Annotated in this window: 14 protein-coding genes; 5 read left to right on the top strand and 9 right to left on the bottom strand. The window is 59.2% G+C overall.

What is annotated here, in order from left to right; genetic code table 11:
• The 3 genes from DPV74_RS02775 to DPV74_RS02765 all read right to left on the bottom strand — a co-directional run.
• Nucleotides 1–792, bottom strand: a 792-nt coding sequence (locus DPV74_RS02775; RefSeq protein ID WP_162922927.1) for a mechanosensitive ion channel family protein, incomplete at its 3' end; no start/stop codon positions are given.
• 150 nt (nucleotides 793–942) lie between these two features.
• The gene (locus DPV74_RS02770) at nucleotides 943–2886 is read right to left on the bottom strand and encodes a capsular biosynthesis protein (protein WP_119336458.1); all 1944 of its coding nucleotides are present in this window, start codon (nucleotides 2884–2886) and stop codon (nucleotides 943–945) included.
• Nucleotides 2887–2966: 80 nt separating this feature from the next.
• Nucleotides 2967–4118, bottom strand: coding sequence for a glycosyltransferase family 1 protein (locus DPV74_RS02765; RefSeq protein WP_119336457.1), 1152 nt, complete (start codon nucleotides 4116–4118; stop codon nucleotides 2967–2969).
• Between the two features lie 159 nt (nucleotides 4119–4277).
• Here DPV74_RS02765 and DPV74_RS02760 point away from each other — a divergent pair, with 159 nt between their 5' ends.
• The 5 genes from DPV74_RS02760 (at nucleotide 4278) to rfbC (ending at nucleotide 9054) form a co-directional block, all read left to right on the top strand.
• Complete coding sequence (locus DPV74_RS02760) at nucleotides 4278–5450, top strand: polysaccharide biosynthesis/export family protein (protein WP_111942351.1); 1173 nt, start codon at nucleotides 4278–4280, stop codon at nucleotides 5448–5450.
• 213 nt (nucleotides 5451–5663) lie between these two features.
• Nucleotides 5664–6722 (top strand): dTDP-glucose 4,6-dehydratase, encoded by a 1059-nt coding sequence (gene rfbB, locus DPV74_RS02755; protein WP_119336456.1) that lies wholly within the window; start codon nucleotides 5664–5666, stop codon nucleotides 6720–6722.
• Between the two features lie 2 nt (nucleotides 6723–6724).
• A complete protein-coding gene (gene rfbD, locus DPV74_RS02750; protein WP_111942347.1) occupies nucleotides 6725–7615 on the top strand; it encodes a dTDP-4-dehydrorhamnose reductase in 891 nt (296 codons plus the stop codon).
• Nucleotides 7616–7633: 18 nt separating this feature from the next.
• Nucleotides 7634–8515, top strand: coding sequence for a glucose-1-phosphate thymidylyltransferase RfbA (gene rfbA / locus DPV74_RS02745; protein ID WP_119336455.1), 882 nt, complete (start codon nucleotides 7634–7636; stop codon nucleotides 8513–8515).
• Nucleotides 8512–9054 (top strand): dTDP-4-dehydrorhamnose 3,5-epimerase, encoded by a 543-nt coding sequence (gene rfbC, locus DPV74_RS02740; protein WP_111942343.1) that lies wholly within the window; start codon nucleotides 8512–8514, stop codon nucleotides 9052–9054. The genes rfbA and rfbC overlap by 4 nt, the downstream gene beginning before the upstream one ends.
• A 55-nt stretch (nucleotides 9055–9109) precedes the next feature.
• Here rfbC and DPV74_RS02735 read toward each other — a convergent pair whose 3' ends face one another.
• The 6 genes from DPV74_RS02735 to DPV74_RS02710 all read right to left on the bottom strand — a co-directional run bounded on the left by DPV74_RS02735 (nucleotide 9110) and on the right by DPV74_RS02710 (nucleotide 20023).
• A complete protein-coding gene (locus tag DPV74_RS02735; RefSeq protein ID WP_119336454.1) occupies nucleotides 9110–10633 on the bottom strand; it encodes a glycosyltransferase family 1 protein in 1524 nt (507 codons plus the stop codon).
• Nucleotides 10630–12909, bottom strand: coding sequence for a glycosyltransferase family 2 protein (locus tag DPV74_RS02730; protein ID WP_240439906.1), 2280 nt, complete (start codon nucleotides 12907–12909; stop codon nucleotides 10630–10632). Before DPV74_RS02730 ends, DPV74_RS02735 begins: the two co-directional genes overlap by 4 nt.
• A complete protein-coding gene (locus tag DPV74_RS02725; protein ID WP_162922926.1) occupies nucleotides 12869–13864 on the bottom strand; it encodes an NAD-dependent epimerase/dehydratase family protein in 996 nt (331 codons plus the stop codon). Before DPV74_RS02725 ends, DPV74_RS02730 begins: the two co-directional genes overlap by 41 nt.
• Nucleotides 13851–17156 (bottom strand): glycosyltransferase, encoded by a 3306-nt coding sequence (locus DPV74_RS02720; RefSeq protein ID WP_119336452.1) that lies wholly within the window; start codon nucleotides 17154–17156, stop codon nucleotides 13851–13853. The genes DPV74_RS02725 and DPV74_RS02720 overlap by 14 nt, the downstream gene beginning before the upstream one ends.
• A gap of 1425 nt (nucleotides 17157–18581) precedes the next feature.
• Nucleotides 18582–19235, bottom strand: a complete 654-nt coding sequence (locus DPV74_RS02715) for an ABC transporter ATP-binding protein (RefSeq protein ID WP_111942335.1) — start codon at nucleotides 19233–19235, stop codon at nucleotides 18582–18584.
• Nucleotides 19232–20023: an ABC transporter permease gene (locus DPV74_RS02710; RefSeq protein WP_174393005.1), complete on the bottom strand. Its 792-nt coding sequence runs from the start codon at nucleotides 20021–20023 to the stop codon at nucleotides 19232–19234. Before DPV74_RS02710 ends, DPV74_RS02715 begins: the two co-directional genes overlap by 4 nt.
• Nucleotides 20024–20029 lie beyond the last annotated feature (6 nt).

Below are 20029 nucleotides of genomic sequence, written 5' to 3'. Positions count from 1 at the left end.
CGGCGTTTCGGGCGTCGGGTATTGCGCGTCGCGGAACGTCTCGAGGATCACGCGGTTGGTGTCGCAGTACACCTGCCAGTAGTTTTCAGGTTGCGTGGACGGGCGCACGAACAGCAGCGGGCCTTCCGGCGTGAACTGCAGCACGCCGACGTCCGGCGCCGGGCTGGTCAGCACGTTCGGGATCTGCTGGATCGACGCTTTCAGGCGGTTGATCGCGTCGACCGCATCGACGCCGTTCGCGATCTTCGCGGTCAGGTCGACGCGACGATACGACGTTGCGCTGTAGTTGGCGATGTTGTCCGAGAAGATCTTGTTGTTGCCGACGATCGTCACGATGTTGTCCGGCGTGACGATCGTCGTGCCGAACAGGCCGAGCTCCTTGACCGTGCCCGTGACACCGCCCGCGCTGATCACGTCGCCGATCTTGAACGGACGCAGCACCTGCATGAACACGCCGGCGGCGAAATGCGCGAGCAGGCCGCCCCAGGCGGTACCGATCGCGAGGCCGAGGCCGGCGAGCAGTGCGGCGAACGAGGTGGTCTGCACGCCGAAGATCTGCAGGATCGCGAGGATCAGCAGGATCGTCAGCAGCACGCCGACGACGGAGGTCAGGTAGTCGGTGAGTGTCGGGTCGACCTTGCCGCTGCGGCGCACGACCTTGCCGAGCAGGCGGGTACCGATGCGGATCGCCCAGCGGCCGACGAACCACAAGACGATCGCGGCGAGGAGGTTGAGGCCGAAGTCGAGGCCGCGGGTCATCAGGAATTGCTGGGCGGTGGCGAGATCGATCATGCGTTCCTCGGGGAGTTGGGCGGCGGCGGGCGCGAGGAAATGCGTCGCCGCGGTTCTTATACCGCGACATGTGCCCGTGGGGCAACCGGAAGACATTTGTACCGCCCGGTTGGGCGGTGCGGGAGGGTGGGGCCCGGCTCGGATGTACGGTTAGAGGGGGTCTCTGCGTGCCGAGTTTTGCCGATAGCGCCAGGAAAGGTGGCGCAGGACGTTTCGAGTCCAGCGAAATGCCTTCAGATAGATGCGCCAGCGGTCCTGGGCGACAGTTCTGAGCGGCCGCGCCGCGGCCGCCGACAATTGGCTGACCACGGCTTCGGGGGTGGTAAAGACCTGGAGTCGCCAGTCCCAGTAAAGCGGGTAGCGCAGCAGGGCGCCTGCCACCAGCATATCGAGTGACAAAGTCCGCTCTCGCCAAGGTAGCGGTGCGAGATCGTCGTCGGTCAGACCCCAGCCGGCGTAAAACGGTAACCCGTATGTGCAGACTGTCTTGTTGCGCAGCAATGCGTCGAATCCGGCGAGCGACGATAGCGTATGCACTTCGTCGACAGCCTCGATCAACGAAATCATGTCCGATTCTGAGTCGACGACGTCTGCCAACTGGGCGGCATTGACGAGGCCGTTCCTGTTTCCCGACAGCACGTCCGGATGGGGCTTGTACACGATGAATGCGTCGGGTCGACGCTCGCGCACGCGATGCAGCAGTGTCTCCAGACTGTTGATGCTCCGTGTACCAAGCCGGATCGATGCGTCGTCAGCAACCTGACCGGGAACGAGAATGACGGTCCGCCCGGTGGGCGCATGCCAGGTCGGTGCTTGGCGACCCAGGTTGTATTTCGTCAACCCCGAACTGACGATCTTGCGCCGCAGTGCTGCTGCTCGCGCCAGTTCTGCGTCGTCGAACGTCTCGTGGTTCAGCAGGTCAGTCAGGTCGTTGGGCGCACTGGCGTCGAAATAGATGCCTCGGCGGTCAACAACTTGACTGCGCGGCGGCGACATATCCGATCCCAAGCCAGTGGAATGGATGAAACCATCCTCGATCCTGACGCGCGGCACGCCAGACAGGTTGTCCGCAGTGCGTGCACCCCAGAAGGCGGCAATTTCGCCATGCCGCGCGGGATGGGTTCCGTCCGTCCAGCGCAACCGCCCGCCGCCTGCGGTTAGAAAGGGGGTGGCGAACGGCCGTTTCCACCATTGAAAGCGGATGCCCGCGAGTTGATCGATGTCGGCGAATCTCCGTGCGACTGCGTGTTGCACGTCGACGAGGTCGAGTAGCGTGCTGAGCGTGCCGGGACCGCACGTGATCGGGTCAAGGTAGCGCACGTGCTCCACGAAAAGGGATTCGAACAGTGCTGCGATTGTCGGGCGAGCAATGCGATTCGGCAGTGACCGGGCGTCGCTGGTCAGTCCCCATCCCGCGTAAAGTGGTCGACCGAACACGTGTAGCGGCACGTTCGCCAGCAATGCGCCCATGCCTTCGGACGCAGTGACGGTATACATGCGGTTGACGTGGCGAAGGAGGTCGCGCAGCGATGTATTCGTGTGGAGGAGCTTTGTGTTGTCCGGCAATCGTACGTGCGACGACAGCCAGGGGCCGCTTCCTGGATCGTTGCTGCGTAATATCCAGATTGACGCGTTGTGTTCCAGGCTGCGGATCTGGGCAACCATTTCGCGAAATTGTCTTGCGCGCTGCGTTGGGCGTGAGCCAGGATCGACTGCCGAATGGGTTCGTTCGTCGATCAGAAGGACGGCGGGATGCGTTGCATCGTGTTCCAGTTCGCTCGGTAAAGGGACGATCCTGGAGCGCATGTGTAGCGCATCCGACGCCAATACGCGGGACATCAACGCCTCAATTGCGTGTGACGTATCCGTCTGAGGCGCGCATTGCAGTCTCGCGTCGAGCGCGGAGACGACCTGGTCTGTATTGTTGCCGCCAGTCGATGGCAGCCAGGACAGGGGGGGCAATCCTGGCGACGGTCGAGCGGCGATTGGGCCGGCCACGATGACTTCGGTCGACCAATCGGCCAGACGGTGCGGCCTTGCGCGTGTTGCGTGGCGATGCCAGATCGCCGCGGCTCCGTTGACTATGCGCCGCATTTGGCTCGGGTTGCCCAATGGCGGTTGAATGGTTGTAAGTGCACCCAGTCCATCAGGGCGGGAATCAGGCGAGTCATCGTTCAGTTCAGTGTGGCGAGGAATGCATCGACGCGGTCAAAATGATCACGCCACGTTGGCACACGAAAGCGGGGAATGCGCAACAGCTGAGCCGAACGCTCCGGGTTGTCGTTTGCTGCATACGACATGATCTTTGCCTGCCATCCCGGTCCGTCAAGCGGATCGAGATAATCGGGGATGTCGTCGGCGATCTCACGGAAGATGGCGATATTACTGGCCAGCACCGGTACGTTCAACGCAAGCGCTTCGACGAGGGGTAGGCCATAGCCTTCTGCGAAAGACGGGAAAAGCAGTGCGCGAGCATGTTGCAGCAGCGTGTTGAGGCGCTCGTCCGAGCAACCCGACTCCTCGATGACAAAGCCGCGCAGTTCGGCGCAGCGCTCGAGCATGTCGACGACGTTCTCGCATTCCCAGCCGCGACGGCCGACGATCACGAGTTTCGGCGCGGCGTCGCCGTGCAGTTCGACCAGCCTGCGCCATACATGCAGCATGAACCAGTGGTTCTTCCTGGGTTCGATGGTGCCTAGCATGACGAAATATGGCTTGCTCAGCGGCGGGGCACTCGCGATCCGCTGCAGTGGCGCCGGCGCGAGATGTGCGACGACGGTGGGCGGCAACGGCAAACCGGACAGTTGTGCCTCGTCGGCAAGCGCATCAAGCGTACCCTGGGAGTTGGCGATCAGCCCGCTTGCATGTCGTAAGGCTGTACGGATGCGTGCGCGATGCGCATCACCGACGCCGGGGCGACAGTATTCCGCATGGGTGAGCGGGATGAGGTCGTGTACCATGAAGACCGTGCGAGCATTGCGCTTATTCATTGCACGGTAATAGCGAGGAAACTCCATACCGTTGTGACTGGTATGCAGCAGCGTCGCATCTTGCAACCCGGCCGAGGCTAGCGGCCTGAGCATGGTCTGGGCGATGATCCTGCGCAACAGCCCTGTGTCGCGTTTTGTCGACAACAGCAACGAGAAGATGCGTTGGGAGTTCTGTTCCGACATCATCACGGAAAACCCCTGCTCGCTCAGAATCGCGCGCGCTTGTTCGCCGTATCGCTCAATGTAGGCCAATCCGACTCGATCGACGCCGGTGGGAATCAGACCATCGTGAAAACGTTTGGCAAGACGCGTGACGTCCAGAAGAAATTGTGTCACTAGATTGTAATGGAGTTGCGCTACGCGGGAGCTGGTCGTCTCAGCAGGACGTATGTTTGCCGAGTTCAGCAGACTCGTGCAATATATATGGTCAAATTATTCTATGTCATCTCGCACTGTGCGACAATTCGCGCCAGTCTATTTTTAAATTCGCACTTCATGTCGCATTTGCTAAGCCGTGCCATAACGCCGGTGCTGCTGATCGGCGCGCTCGCCGGTTGTTCTATCGTACCGACGTCGGGGCCCAGCACCGCTCAGGTCAATCGCGCAGCGAATTCATCCGCCACAGCCGAGAACGCGACCGGAATCCAGATTGTCGACATAACCGACGATGTCGCCCGCAAACTCTACGCTGCACGCGGGAGTGCGGATTTTGCAACGACGCTTGGAGTCGCAGCCGATTTCCAGCAACAACTCGGGGTCGGCGACACGATTGAGGTATCGATCTGGGAGGCGCCACCGGCGATGCTCTTCGGGGCAGTGCAGGGTGATGGCCGGAGCGGCCCCAGCAACGCTCGCGTGACGGTGCTGCCTGAGCAGACGATCGACGGCAGCGGCATCATCAACGTGCCATTCGTCGGTAATGTCAAGGCTACTGGTCGAACGCCGACGCAACTGGCGCGCGATATCACGAATCATCTGAAGAATATCGCGCACGATCCGCAAGTCCTGGTCCGTCTGTCGCGAAATGCAACCTCTTACGTCACAGTTGTCGGCGACGTGGTGAGCAGTAATCGTATGCAGTTGTCGGCCCGCGGCGAACGGTTGCTGGATGCACTGGCAAGTGCCGGCGGCGTGCGTCAGCCGATTGACAAGATCACGCTACAAGTGACCCGCGGCGACAAGGTCGTGGCGCTTCCGCTCGAAACCGTGATTCGAGATCCGAAGCAAAATGTCCCGTTGCGTGCAGGTGATGTCGTCACTGCGCTTTTCCAGCCGTACAGCTTCCTGGCACTGGGCGCGACCGGCAAGAATCAGGAAATCAATTTCGAAGCCCAGGGCATCTCGCTTGCGCAAGCCCTCGCACGTGCTGGTGGCCTCGAAGATGCGCGTTCCGATGCACGGGGTGTGTTCATATTCCGTATGGAGGGCGCGAGTTCGCTCAATTGGCCGAATCAGCCGGCTCGCGTGACTGCAGACGGCAAGGTGCCAGTTATTTATCGACTTGATCTTCACGATCCCAATTCGTTTTTCATCGCGCGCAATTTCATGATGGACAACAAGGATTTGCTGTACGTATCGAATGCGCCGATCACCGACATCCAGAAGGTACTGAACCTCGTATTTTCTGTCGCATACCCTGTCGTGACGGGTATCCAGGTTACGCGCTAAGTTGACGGCGCTGTTAGGGCCACGCACGCCCGATTTCCAGAGGATCGGGTAGTGCGTGCGGAATGGGTCGACGCCAGGCTAGTGTCGTCCGGGTTTGATGCCTGCTGAATCAGCGGTCCTGTCAATATAAAATACGGCAAATCGAAACGAGGCCTCGATTATTGTATCGAATGGGTTTCGATTTTTTGCTCGATTATTTAACTGGGGGAATTTATGTTGCTCGTTACTGGCGGAGCCGGGTTTATTGGTGCCAATTTTGTGCTGGATTGGCTTTCGGGTAGTGACGAGCACATACTCAACGTTGATAAGCTGACGTATGCAGGCAACCTGGATACGCTGAAATCGCTGGACGGTGATAGCCGTCATACGTTTGTGCGTGGCGATATCGGTGATCGTGAATTCATCGGCGCGTTGCTCGAACGATACCGGCCGCGTGCTGTCGTCAATTTCGCAGCAGAATCCCACGTAGACCGGTCGATCACGGGACCTGGGGAATTCATTCAAACGAATGTAGTGGGAACGTTCAATCTGCTCGAATCGGTGCGCGGTTTCTGGAGTGCGTTGCCGGACGACGAGCGCAATGCGTTCCGATTCCTTCATGTATCGACCGACGAGGTCTTCGGTACGCTTACCGCGAACGATCCGCCTTTTGCGGAAACGAATCCCTATGAGCCGAACAGCCCGTATTCGGCCAGCAAGGCAGCATCCGATCACCTGGTTCGAGCATGGCATCACACGTACGGGTTACCTGTCGTGACCACGAACTGTTCGAACAACTACGGCCCGTACCACTTTCCCGAAAAACTGATTCCACTTGTCATCCTTAATGCCCTCGCGGGCAAGCCACTGCCGATCTATGGCGACGGGCAGCAGATCCGCGACTGGCTCTATGTGAAGGATCACTGCTCGGCGATTCGCGTGGTACTGAAATCCGGGGTGCTTGGGGAGACCTACAACGTAGGTGGCTGGAATGAAAAAGCCAATCTCGATGTGGTGCGCACGATCTGCGCGATTCTCGACGAATTGAAGCCGCGTGCTGACGGCGAGTCGTACGCAAAGCAAATCAGTTTCGTCCAGGACCGTCCTGGTCATGATCGCCGGTACGCAATCGACGCGCGCAAGCTCGAGCGCGAACTGGGCTGGAAGCCGGCCGAAACATTCGAGACGGGCATCCGCAAGACGGTTGCGTGGTATCTCGAGAACCAGGAGTGGGTAAAGAACGTCACGAGCGGACAGTATCGCTCGTGGATTGAAAAGCAATACGGAGCGTGAGGATGCGGCGAATCTTGATCAGCGGCGCGAATGGCCAGGTCGGTTTCGAGTTGTGTCGCTCGCTGGCTCCGTTGGGCGCCGTGTCCGCGCTGACGCGTCAGGATATGGATCTCGGCAAGGCCGACAGCATCCTGGCCGTCCTGGATCGCGAACGCCCCGATGTGATCGTCAATCCGGCAGCCTATACGGCTGTCGACAAGGCAGAGAGCGAGCCGGATGTCGCACGTGCAATCAACGGCACGGCGCCGGGTGTCATGGCAGAGTGGGCCGCCGCACACGGTGCGATGATCGTTCACTACTCGACCGACTATGTGTTCTCGGGTTCGGGAACCACAGCCTACCGGGAATCAGATCCGACGGACCCACAGTCCATCTACGGCACGACCAAGTGGGAGGGCGAGCAGGCGGTACGCAATTCCGGATGTCGGCACTTGATTCTGCGGACCAGCTGGGTCGTCGGTGCGCATGGTGCCAATTTCCTGAAAACCATCCTGCGTCTAGCGGGCGAGCGTGATCAGCTCAAGATCGTGGCGGATCAGGTGGGCGCCCCGACTTCTGCGTCGCTGATCGCTGACGTGACGGCACATCTCGTGGCGCGTCAGGGCCAGCAGCCGGATGCCTTCGGCTACGGTACCTATCATCTGGCCGCCAGCGGTGAAACGACATGGCACGAGTACGCGTGCCATGTGGTCGCCTCGGCGGAGCGTCGTGGCCTCGCTCTGAAACTGAAGTCGAAAGACATTCAACCGATCGCGACGCACGAATATCCGTTGCCGGCCACGCGTCCCGCCAATTCACGGCTGGATTGCGGCAAGCTGACCAGCGCGTTCGGGCTACATCTGCCGAATTGGCGCCTTGGTGTCGATCACGTCTTTTCCGAAATACACGACTGAGGCAGGAGTAAAGACAACATGAAACGGAAGGGCATCATTCTCGCCGGTGGGTCCGGCACCCGGCTTTATCCCGCGACGCAGGCCGTTAGCAAGCAATTGCTGCCGATTTACGACAAGCCGATGATCTATTACCCGCTGAGCACCCTGCTGCTCGCGGGAATCCGGGACATTCTGATCATTTCGACGCCGCAGGATACGCCTCGCTTCGAGCAATTGCTAGGCGATGGATCGCAATGGGGCATCAACCTGGAATACAAGATCCAGCCGAGTCCCGACGGGCTTGCGCAGGCGTTCCTGCTTGGTGAGTCGTTCATCGGTCGCGATCCGTCGGCGCTGATCCTTGGCGACAATATCTTTTACGGTCACGATTTTGCGCCGTTGCTGCAAAAAGCTGCCGCCAAGACGTCCGGGGCCAGTGTATTCGCCTATCGCGTACAGGATCCGGAGCGCTACGGGGTCGTGGAGTTCGACGACACGGGCAAGGCCATCAGTATCGAGGAAAAGCCTGAACAGCCGAAATCGCACTTTGCGGTGACGGGGCTCTATTTCTATGACGAGCACGTCGTTGAATTCGCAAAGTCGATCAAACCATCGCCGCGTGGCGAACTTGAGATCACCGATCTCAACGCGCTCTATCTGAAGGAAGGTACGCTCGACGTGCAGACGATGGGGCGGGGTTATGCGTGGCTGGACACCGGAACGCACGAATCAATGCTCAGCGCGTCGCAGTTCATCTCGACGATGGAGCATCGCCAGGGGTTGAAGATCGCGTGTATCGAGGAAGTGGCGTACCGGCTCGGCTATATCGACGCGGAGCAGCTGCTTCGTCTCGCGCAGCCGCTGAGCAAGAACGGGTATGGCAGCTATCTGAAGGACATTCTGAAGGAAGCGGCACGATGAACGTCATTGAGACCGCTATTCCCGACGTCAAGATCTTCGAACCGAAGGTATTCGGCGATGCGCGAGGTTTTTTCTTCGAAAGCTTCAATCAGAAGGTGTTCGAAGAGGCCGTCGGTCAATCTGTTTCGTTCGTCCAGGATAACCATTCGAAGTCGGCGAAGAACGTGGTGCGCGGTCTTCATTACCAGATCCGCCATGCGCAGGGCAAGCTCGTGCGTGTTGTGGCGGGAGAAGTGCTTGATGTCGCCGTCGACATCCGTCGTGCGTCACCGACGTTCGGCAAGTGGGTTGGCGTCAGGTTGTCGGCTGAAAACAAGCGGCAGCTTTGGGTGCCTGAAGGATTCGCGCACGGATTCGTCGTAACGTCGGAGTCGGCTGAGTTTCTGTACAAGACAACCGATTACTGGTACCCGGATGCAGAGCGCGCAATCAAGTGGGACGACCCGGCGCTGGCGATCGAGTGGCCAGTGAAGGAAGAGGCACTCGTATCCGCGAAGGATGCGGCTGCTTCCGCATTTGCCGACGCCGAGTATTTCTGACATACATTGTCGGAACTGCAGACGAGGAGCGGAGGGTTCGCTCCTCGTGTCGTAATTACGCGCAGGAGGCGATTCGCGCGAGAAATGCTTCCCATTGAGGCAGCACGTTATGCGGAAGATATCGCTCCGAGACGACTGCGCCGCGCTCGACTGCGTGCAGACGCTTGCTGCTCGCATCCGTTGAGTGGAGCATCCGCTCGAGGCAATCGGTCAGGCTCGTCACGCAATGTGCGTTGAAGTACTCTGCGGCGTCCGCATAGATTTCCCGGTGTACGGCAATATCCGATGCCGCAACAACACCACCGCTGCGCATTGCCTCGACGCCTGAAAAGTCGAAACCCTCCGCGACGCTCGGGCAGACGGTCGCTGCCGCATGACGATAGAGCACCCGCAGTTCGTCGGCCGGAACCCTTTCCAGCGCGTAGAGCGCATCCTGCTCGATCCACGGGCGCATGTCGCGGATGATTGGATCTGCATCCCATCCGATGCCACCCACGATAACGAGCTTCAGATCCGGATCGGACGACGCCCGTAGTGCGGCGAATGCGGAAATCAGCAGCGAATGATTCTTTCGCGGCTCGAGTGTCGACACCATCAGCAGATAGCGGAACGGCGTACCTGGCGCGGGCCGTGACGGTACGTCCTTGATGTTGGCATTGCGCCTCGTCAGGATGATGGATTCGACACGGTTCGGCGGTGAGTTCTCCGGATAGTAATGATGCGAGACCATGTTCGGGATCGTCACGGCGCGCGCGTCCAGTTCCGGAAACACGGAAAGCAGGTCTTGGCGAGTGGACTCCGAGACGCACGCAAAATAAGCGCCTTGGGCGACGTTATCTGCCAGGGCGCGAAAATGCGTTGTCTGATGCCGCATTTTGTTTGCGAACGCGTGTGGCATGAAGATCGGCAACGCGTCGTGATACCGGATGACCAGTGTCGTACCCGATGTGACGCGGCCGGGATACGGCGTCTGCGCAATGAAGACGTCGTGGCCGGTAGTGTCGATCGTCGGATAAACGGCGCGCTTGCGCCATTTGGCTGACAGAATTCCCGCCGACTGCATGATGTTCCATGGAATCGTGCAGACGCGAAAAGGGCGCGACGTGACGTGCGCGAAGTCTTCCGCCGGCAAGGTTTTACTGAACAGAGCCTGCCACACGTACTCCTCGAAGTGGCGGGACTCGAAGCGTGTGAGCGGAATCTTGCTGCGTCGGCCGTGGAATACCGTTGACAGCATCAGGCCATACGCGATGCGTCGGCGTTTCAGATAGAGTTCGATTTCGTTCAGCAGCTTGTCGCTCGGCTTCGTATCGAGACTGACGATTACCCGCGAGTAGCGATTGAACTGTTCACTGATCGGACGCGTGCGGTCGTCCGCGCTGTCCCTAAGCAATGCGGTGCCGGGCTCCAGAAATCGCAGCGATGTCTGCAGCAGTCCGGCGATCTCGATCGAGGGGCTGCTGGCCAGATTGCGGAACAGAAGTCGGGTTTCCTGTGGAATGCCGGCGAAGCCGTCGAGGGCGGGGCGCATTTCCAGCAGGACGCGCCTCGGCGTGTCGGGTGGGATCGGATAACTCATGTCGGAATGACGGGGCGTTCGGCGTGATGGCGCGCAAGCGCGGTGCGAGCGGGGGAGATGCGAGGCGGCCATGCATAGCTGAAATCCTCTGCATCGAGATTGAGGTTCGGATTGTAGGCCGGATCGTCGAGCAACTGTTCGCCCCAGGTACGTTGCATGTATGCGACTTCGCGCGCGCTGCGCTCGATCTTTTCGGGCGCGTCGTCGAGACCGCGGCTTGCGGATTCGTGATGGAAAAGTTCCGCGTAAGGTGTCCAGATATTGGTATATCCGGCTTCGCGCAGTCGGAGACAGAAGTCGACGTCGTTGCACGCGACTGCGAGGTCCACCTCGTTCAGACCACCCACTTCCTCGTAGAGTGCTTTTCGGACGAACAGACACGCGCCGGTCACCGCAGAGTATGACTGGATCAGGCACGCCCGATCGCGTACACCGCGACTCCCTTTGGGTAGGAACCGATGGACATGGCCGGCGATACCATGGATGCCGAGCACCACGCCGGCATGTTGAATGGTTTCGTCGCTGTACCAGAGCCGTGCGCCGACCGCACCGACTTCCGGGCGCACCGCATGGCTGACCAGTTCGGTTAGCCAGTCTGAATTGATGACCTCTATGTCGTTGTTGACGAGCCCGAGTATCGTCCCGCGCGCATGCTGGACGGCAAGATTGTTGAGGCGCGAATAATTGAATTCACGGGGGTCGTCGAGAATCCGGATCTTCGGCTCGGAAGCAATATCGCGCAAATATTGCAAGGTATCGGGATCGTCCGATCCATTGTCGATGATCAGGATCTCGAAGTTGGGGTATTGGGTTCGACTGAGAATGGACTCCACGCAGACGCGCAGCAATTCGGTTTGGTTACGCGTCGGGATGAGCAGGCTGACAAGTGGCAGGTCAGACGGCAGCGGGTAGCGTACCCGGTAAGCGGAGCCGTCCGGCTCGACGTGCGCTGCAATGTTGCCCCGCTTGAAGTGACTGTCGAGCGCACGCTGCCCGGCGGCAAGCGCGTAGGGTTTGGCGTTGGTGTCGGAAGCGGTGCTGCCGCCATGTATGCGCCAGTGATAAAGAATGCGCGGGATGTGGTGAATCGATGTCGCGGGAAGGCGTTCGATGCAGCGCAACGCCAGATCGTAATCCTGGGCGCCATCGAATTCCGTGCGAAATCCGCCGACCTCGATGATTAGCGGGTGCGCATAAGCCGCGAGATGGCAGATCATGTTGTGCGAGTAAAACAGGTCTCTGTTCCAATCGCTTTTGAAGTAGGGATCCGTGCGTGCGCCGGTCTCGTCGATTTTGTCTTCGTCCGAATAAATGAGCCGAGCGTGCGGCAATCGCCCGATCGCGTCCGCGATCCAGAAGAGCGCGTGCTCGGCAAGCAGGTCATCCTGATCGAGCAGTGCAATCCACGCGCCGGTCGCGAGCGCCAGCGCAGAGTTCGACGCTGCCGAAATGCCGCCATTGGTGGAGAGATGTGCGACTTTGATGCGTGCGTCATTCGAACGATATTCGTCCAGCAGTGCCGTGACGTCCGGATCCGCCGATCCATCATCGGCGATGCACAATTCCCAGTGGGGATAGGATTGCGTAAGAACCGACTCGACGGCTTGGCGCAGCCACTCGCAATTCGGACGGTACACCGGTACGACGACGGAAACGAGTGGCGAGTTTGCCGATTGTTCGATAGCACTGCGTATCGCCGTTTGATCCTCTTCGGTCGGCGAGTCGAACTCACGCACCCAATTCAGATACTGTGCATCTTCGCTGCGTTGATCGAACGCCGCGCAGTAATGTTGCCAAAGTTCGTTTATTGCGATGGCGTTGGCGCTTCGGTGGACCATTGCACGATACGCAGGGGCTGTCGACAGCAGACGCGTATGCATGCGCGATTGTGCGAAGCGTTGCGAGACCCGGACCAGCGCAAACTGCGTGATCGAGAAACCCGTAGCAGGCGGGTCGAAGCGAAATTGCACGATCCCGCTTCGCTCGACGAAAATCAGCCGTTTACACAATCGCCCAGAGTAGGCGAAGAGCGGAAAGGCAGTCTGGTCCAGGTTGGCCGCGGCGTGGATCGTGCATTTGCAGCGCACGGCACCTGACGCAATCTGTAGCTCGACCATGTACCAGCCGGGACGGACGCGACGCGTTAGCGTCGCTGTCACGTCGCCGCCGTTTGGATTCGTGCCGATGTCGAGATGTTTTGCCGTCCAACGCCATCGTCCAAGCCAGCCGGCCCAGTTACGCAGTGGCTGCATATGGGTGCGTGCCTTCGGCCGCATTCAGCGCGCCACACAGCCAGCGGTACGTGATGCCCAGTGCAGACTGCCAGTCGGTGCGAGGCGTCCATCCCAGGTAGTCGCGTGCGCGACGGATATCGAGAATGTTCATCGGAACATCGGCAGCGCGGCCGGGGCTGTATTCCACGCTGGGTAAATCACGATGGATGCTGGCGATCGACTGAATGACGTCGTTGACGGATTTTCCCACGCCACTACCGATGTTGAAGATGCGCGGCGAGTGCGGCGTGTCCAGCGTCGTCGATGTGATGATCGCTTCGACGACGTCTTGGATGTACACATAATCGCGTACGACACTTCCGTCGCCCCAGATGCTGATAGGAGTACGGCTCAACGCCTTGCCGAACAAAGTGGCGATCAAACCCTGGTCGTGCGGCATCTGATATTCGCCGAACGGGTTGGCGATGCGCAGCGCGACATAGTCAAGCTGGTGCAGATGGCGGAACAGGTGCAGATAACCCTCGACCGCGTGCTTGACGATGCCGTACGAGCAGATCGGGCGAGGGATGGCGTCTTCGTTGATCGGGACGACGGATTGGGGGCCATACACCGTGCCGCCTGAGGACGCATATATCACCTTCTTGACGCCATGCGCACGGCACAGCTCGAGAAGGCGCAGCGTGCCCACGAGATTCTCTTCCACGTCACGGCTTTTTGCCTCGTTGGACGGGGCAGGCAGCAGCGTGTTGACGAGATGAAAGACGAAGTCGCTGCTTCGGATCGCATCATCGAGCCCGCTGCCGGTCGCGAGATCGGCGCGTCGCCATGTGACTTTTTCAGCCAGTTCCGCCCGCGCGGCCGCGGACCGCCCAGCGCCGATCACCGTTGCGCCGGCGCGATGCAGCGCGAGACACAGATTCGTGCCAATGAAGCCGTTGGCTCCGAGCACGGTGCAGCGCGCGCCCGCGAGCGATTTTCCGTCGTCAAACCGTTGCATGGCTTTTCCTCGCATGGGCGTCGGGTGCTACGCCACACGCAGTGAAAAAAGCATTCGTAAACGCCTGGACCGAAAATTGATCGTCGAACACCTTTTTGCCACCGATCGCGATCGCCGGAAGCTCACTGGCGCGATCGACTGCCTCACGCAGCATCTCGGCGATCGCTTGCGGTTCGGGTGAGCGCGACACGAAGCCGGAGACGCCGTGTTCGATGTACGAAGACGTGCCAGTTGTATTCGTGCACATGAGTACCTTGGCAACACCGAGTGCGTCGATCGATACCAGCGGGAGGGTATCGTCGCGCGACGCGATCAGGATTGCATCCGCCGCAGACAATTCCTCGACGTAGCGTTCGTACGGGATTTCCGTCCGGATCGTGATTTCCGGCAACGTACGTGCATTGGTCTCGACGGCACGGAAGAAATGTTCGTCGAGCACGCGACCGTAGAGATTGAGGCGAAGTTTCGAACGGTATTCCGGCGGCAGCAGGTCAAATGCTGCGACGGCCAAGTCCTGGCCCTTGCGCGGTTCGTACGAACCCATCAGCGACACGTTTAGCGGGAAGCGCCCCTTTGTGGGCGGCAGAGGCTTGTCGTTGTGAGGCTTGACGCCATACTTGATCACTTCGGCGTCGGCGCGCAGGCGCTTGACCAGCACCGCAGCATGGTCGCTGCCGACCCAGATCCCTTTCGCCACCGAGAATGCCTCGGTGATATCGGGCTGAATGTTCAGCAAATGATCGAGCAGCGAGATTTCGTGGATGTACCAGTACGTGTCGACGACCGAACTCAACTGCTTGATCGCCGGCCATGTGACAACCGTATTGGCGATCACGAGATCGAAATTGCGCGCAAAACGTTCGACGGAAGGATGCTGGCGCAGCAGGAGTTCGTCGATGATGACGGGCACGCCAAGCTCATTGAGCTGCTGGCGGAAGACGCCGTCCGTCGGAGAGGCAACGACGACGAAATGGCCGGCCTCGCGCAGTACTCGCGCCATCTCAAACACGACGCGCGGTGCACCGCTGCCCGTAAGGTCGTGCGAGACCAGCAGGATGTCTTTGCCGCCTTCCGGTGCCTGGGGAACGTCGGCATACAGTTGCCACGTATCCGGAGAGTCATGGAACAGGATGTCGCGCATCGCCGGCGGGAAATAGGGATCGTACGAAGTTTCCCTGCCCCAGCGACGCAGCAGGAAGATGTCGGATTTGTCCTTCTTTCGCACGACGTTGTGGACGACTTCCGCCTTTTCCGTTTCGCCAATCGACATATGACCAATGTGGATGAGCGTCGCGTGCGGCGTGTAGAGGCAGGTGTATCCTTCTTCGCGAACCCGGAAGCAGAGATCGACATCCGAGTGGGAAATCGGTGCGTTGATTGCGTCATAACCGCCGACCCGGTCGAACACGCTCTTGCGCATGGCGAGGCATGCGCCGCAGATCAGCGATACTTCGCGCAGCCACATGGCCATGCTGAAGTGCGTGTCGGTTTCATGCGGTAGGCAATGGAATGCCGTTCCGACCAGCCCGCGCACGCCGCTTACCATGCCTGCGTGCTGGATCAGATAGTTCTCGTACAAGAGCTTGGGGCCGACCACACCGACGTTCGGGCCGACTGCGAAGCCCTCGAGGATCATCTCAATCCAGTCCTTCGACACGACGCGTACATCGTCGTTGAAGAAGACGACGATCTCGCCGGTCGCCAGGGCCGCACCTTCGTTGCACTTCAACGAGAAATTGAATGGTTTGTCGAACGGAACGAACCGGACGCATTTCGGCACCCCGGACTTGTTCAGTTTCTTTATCAGCTTCGAGTTCGTGACGACCAGGATTTCATAATTGCCGTACAACGAGTTGTCGACGATCGATGCAATCGAATCCTGGATGTTGTTGAAGTTATCCGACGGAATGACGATCGAGACTTTTTCGGTCATCGACGAAACGGTGATCCGGAAGTGATTGGCGGCACGTTCCGGGCAAGCTTCACCTTGCAGATTGCGGCGGGCTGCAGCATCTTGCAGTGCTGCGATGTTCGTCGCGCGCGCGTGCGGCTTGTCACCTTGCGCGGCAGAGCCGGCAATCATTCGCCAGCCGTAGAGCACGCGGTCGATGTGATGTACACGCTCGGTCATCTCGGCAATGCGCAGCGCGAGATCGTAATCCTGGGAGAAATCGTATTCGGACCGGAACTTGCCGGCCTTTTCGACCAAGGACTTCCGGTAGATCGACAGATGGCCCGTGTACATGCAGTTGAACAGCATGGTCGGGCTCCAGTCCGGTTTCGTGAACAGCTGGATTGGATTGCCGGCGTCGTCGATCTTGCACTCGTCGGAGTAGATCATGTCCAGTTCGGGGGTCTCGTGCAGTGCAGACACGACGTGATGCAATGCATCGAACGTGAGCATGTCGTCATTGTCGAGCAAAGCGATGAACTCCCCGGACGCCATCGCAAGCGCGATGTTCGTCGCACCGGCGATGCCGCGATTCGTTTCCTCGATCGAGACCTTGATGCGTGAATCGCGGGACGCGGCGTCACGCAAGAACCGAGCGAGATCCGGCTGATTGGAGCCGTCGTCGACGATGCATAGTTCCCAGTTCTTGTAGCTCTGGTATTGCGCCGATTCGATTGCCTTCGCCAGGTACTCGAGCGGTACCTTATAAACGGGCATCAGAATCGAAATACAGATATCGGTCGCGATGGCCGACGGCTCGGATGCCTGAGCGGTGAAGCGCGGACGCAGAGCGGCTAGCGCTGCGTCATAGCGGCGCGCAATCGGATCGTGAGCAGTTGCTGCCTGATAGGTTGATTCCGCATTTGCAACCGGCGCAGGTAGCGCGCCCGAGGTTTCGCCGGCCGCGAGCGATTCCGCCAGCGCGGTCAATCGTTCCAGCTTGCGATCAAACTCTGCCATCTGTAACTGAATGGCTTCGCTGAACGCGTTCAGTTTGTTCTCGATTGCGCGAACAGTATGCTCTTGTGTGAGCGCTGCGGGTGTCGATGAACGCTGGAACCAAGAACGTGGCGACCATAGCTTCCGGCGCTTGTGGGCCTGAAGCAGTTCGTCAAGACCGGGAAGGGCTACGCGTGCGGCTTTGCCCTCGGCGCTCAGACACAGTTGCGCGATCACCTCGGTCTTGCTGACGCCGGTGCGGACGCGATTCAAATAGTAGCGCATGCCCTCGGCATCCGGCGCACGCCGCAAAAGCGTTTGATAAGCGACGGTGACGAAGCGTTCGTCATGGTAACCGAACAACTCCGAAAGGCTGGCTGCAGGGTTATGCATCTGAATCATGGAAACAAGTTCCCCGAGGTGTTTGACCGCCGTGGCGGTGCGAGTAGGTTGGGAATGCGCTGAAATCTGTCGGGGACCGCAACGCGCGAACACGACCGTCCCGGATGGCTCGATAATGGCCCGCTAGCATGTCACCGCATCACGCGATACGCATCGTATTCTCGATGCAGTGGAGGGTTCTCGGATCGAGATTGATGCCGGGGTCCCGGCTTGTCCACTCGTGTGAAGTGCGCGCTCGATGCTTGGATTCGATGGTCTGACGAATTCCAGGTGTCTTAGTAAGCTTTCCACTACGGTGACGGATTCATCCACAACAGCCTCATTTTCCGTCACCGCAACGAGAAGATTGTAAAATCAGGTCAGCGATGTTTCAAAAACAGATGATCTTTTCACATCCGGCGTGAATTTTCCAGTGTATTGAGATTGCTGATAGAGCGCACTCGAATTTCTTGAGTAACGAGGTTGCATTGGATGCCCCGGTTGATGTGCTCCTGCGACTAGAAAAAGTACGCTGGCAGCGGTCTTTTGCGAGGATGGGAGTCGAATTGCCGGGTATGAGCGGTGGGGGATCGTCGCGCGTTCCGGGTATGCCGCGAATGGTATGTACGTGGCGCGAAGAATGGAAGCGCTTGTCTGTTCTGCGTCGGTGTTGCAGATTCGTCACAATGACGTGCTAGTGCATGTTCGTTGCAAAGGGCAGCGCTCGTCGGACAGGCTATTTGACGGATCTGCCGGCTGAGTTGAGGTATTTGCGTTGATAGAAGATTTCGCAAACGTTAAGCAATGCGAGGTCACGGCGTCGAATCCGCGAGCGTCGGACTCGCGGCAGGCGCAAAAATACGTATGGCATCTTGCGTCATCAAGTTCCGACAATGCCAGAACTGGTTGTAAATCCAGTTCCGGCGCTCATTCTCGTAACCTTGTACGCACCTTCAGTTCGCGATTTCGGGTATTTTTGCCGACTCTGCCCGTGGACTCGTGTAGTAGTAACGACTGCGTTACCGGTCGCATGCCGCCGGTTGCCGGATTCCGTTTGGGGCGCCTGCAACTGTTCGCGCGTTATGTCGGGGTATTGCTGCAGAGGTCGCGGCGAGCCATGCCTATGTTCGACTTTCTGCGCGAGCCTTGGTACGTGCGCAGATTCGCAAGCCGCATGAAGTTGCTTCAGTTCGTCGAGTGCGCTGGGGCTGACATAGCCGCTTTTTTGCTTGGGTGTCCTGCGCAAAGATTGAAGCGGCGTTTGCGGTCTGTCCGGCGCACCTGATCGAATGCGTCATTGCGCGCAACCGAGCCCCTGGCGCTACTTCCTCGAAAGCAGACTGGATGGCGTCGTCGCGCTATTCCGACGCTGCACGGTTGCATTGTTTCATGGCGGCGCGGCGCGTTGCGCCGACGCGGATGATTGCAGGATCGACGTGGCGACGACTAGCTCGACAGCAGATGGTAATGGTGCAGCGCCTCGTCGACCGAGTCGAAGTCGTGCAGTTGGCCGTTGTCGAGTACAGTTGCCCGGCTGCAGTGCTCGCGAATGTACTGTGGGCTGTGAGACACGATGATCATCGCGCGATCTTTGCGCTTCTCGAACAGTTCGACATGGCATTTCTGGTGGAACCGGCTGTCGCCGACCGCGACGATTTCGTCGATCAGGAAGCAGTCGAACTCGACGCCCAGCGAAATGGCAAAGGCCAGTCGGGCGCGCATCCCGGAAGAATAGGTCTTGACCGGCTCTTTCAGGTAGATGCCCAGCTCGGAGAACTCCTCAACGAAATCGATAGCCGGCTTAATCGGCGCGCCATAGACCCGGCAGATGAAGCGGACGTTATCAAGTCCGCTCAGGCTGCCCTGGAATGCACCGCCGAATGCGAGTGGCCATGAAATACTGATGCCGCGGTGGATGCTGCCGCTGGTTGGTAGTTCGGCGCCGCTGATCAGGCGAATCAGGGTCGACTTGCCTGCGCCGTTACGGCCAAGGATGCCCACCTTTTCACCCTTTGCAACACGCAGGTTGACGCCGCCGAGTACATTGCGACTACCCGAGCGCGTGTGGTACGTCTTTACGATGTCGTTGAGAATGATCATTCGGGTTCCACGCGCCGGCCAGTTTCCCGAACGAGCGCAAGCCCGATCAGCAACAGTACGGCGTTGAACGTTGCGAAATACCATGGGTCCTCGTGCGTGTGCACGGAGGCGCCGAAAAATCCGTGCCGGATCATTTCAGTCCCGTGGACCATCGGCACCCAAAGCACGAGATGTCGATAGCTCGGCGGTACCCAGTCCACCATGAACGCAGCGCCCGACAACGGAAACATCAGGTAGGTCACAATATGCCAGACTCTCTCGATCGTCTCCGATCGTTCGGACAGGGCCCCCACGGCGAGGCTAAGCGCGAATGCGAACCAGCACAAGAGGAACCAGCCGATCAGGATCGTCAGGATATCGACGGGAAAACTCATCAGCCCCACTGCCGAGAATGCGAGCGTGAGGACGATCAGCGATGACGTTGCACCGATGATTTCCAGAATGATGCGAGTCGCGATTACATCGAAGGCTCGTACGTTTCGGTGATAGAGCAGCGCGAGGTTGACGTCGATGGCCTTGACCGATCGGTTGCTGCAATTGCGCCAAAGAATCAGGGACGAGTAGCCCGTCACCGCAAACGAGGTGATCGGCAGTGTGCTTCCATGCGTCGCCTTGAGTAGCGTCCAGAGAGTCGTGATGCCCAAGGTGAACAACATCGGCTCCAGGAACAGCCACATGAAGCCGATGTTGTGGCGGCCGTATCGCGTGATGACTTCGCGCATGATGAGCGCACCCATCACGCGCATCTGGATTTTGAGCGACCGGGAGAAGGACGGTTGTGGTTGCATCGCGGA

Source organism: Burkholderia sp. HAN2018 (genome assembly GCF_024704855.1).
GTDB lineage: Bacteria > Pseudomonadota > Gammaproteobacteria > Burkholderiales > Burkholderiaceae > Burkholderia > Burkholderia cepacia.
Note: the sequence above shows the minus strand (reverse complement) of the source record. Positions and strands in the feature narration are given on the sequence as shown.

Excerpts from the sequence above, each read along its gene's own strand:
- rfbC (WP_111942343.1), top strand. The coding sequence starts at position 8,512 with ATGAACGTCATTGAGACCGCTATTCCCGACGTCAAGATCTTCGAACCG.
- DPV74_RS02725 (WP_162922926.1), bottom strand. The coding sequence starts at position 13,864 with ATGCAACGGTTTGACGACGGAAAATCGCTCGCGGGCGCGCGCTGCACC.
- DPV74_RS02735 (WP_119336454.1), bottom strand. The coding sequence starts at position 10,633 with ATGAGTTATCCGATCCCACCCGACACGCCGAGGCGCGTCCTGCTGGAA.
- DPV74_RS02710 (WP_174393005.1), bottom strand. The coding sequence starts at position 20,023 with ATGCAACCACAACCGTCCTTCTCCCGGTCGCTCAAAATCCAGATGCGC.
- rfbA (WP_119336455.1), top strand. The coding sequence starts at position 7,634 with ATGAAACGGAAGGGCATCATTCTCGCCGGTGGGTCCGGCACCCGGCTT.
- DPV74_RS02720 (WP_119336452.1), bottom strand. The coding sequence starts at position 17,156 with ATGATTCAGATGCATAACCCTGCAGCCAGCCTTTCGGAGTTGTTCGGT.
- rfbD (WP_111942347.1), top strand. The coding sequence starts at position 6,725 with ATGCGGCGAATCTTGATCAGCGGCGCGAATGGCCAGGTCGGTTTCGAG.
- DPV74_RS02730 (WP_240439906.1), bottom strand. The coding sequence starts at position 12,909 with ATGCGGCCGAAGGCACGCACCCATATGCAGCCACTGCGTAACTGGGCC.
- DPV74_RS02760 (WP_111942351.1), top strand. The coding sequence starts at position 4,278 with ATGTCGCATTTGCTAAGCCGTGCCATAACGCCGGTGCTGCTGATCGGC.
- rfbB (WP_119336456.1), top strand. The coding sequence starts at position 5,664 with ATGTTGCTCGTTACTGGCGGAGCCGGGTTTATTGGTGCCAATTTTGTG.
- DPV74_RS02770 (WP_119336458.1), bottom strand. The coding sequence starts at position 2,886 with ATGCGGCGCATAGTCAACGGAGCCGCGGCGATCTGGCATCGCCACGCA.
- DPV74_RS02715 (WP_111942335.1), bottom strand. The coding sequence starts at position 19,235 with ATGATCATTCTCAACGACATCGTAAAGACGTACCACACGCGCTCGGGT.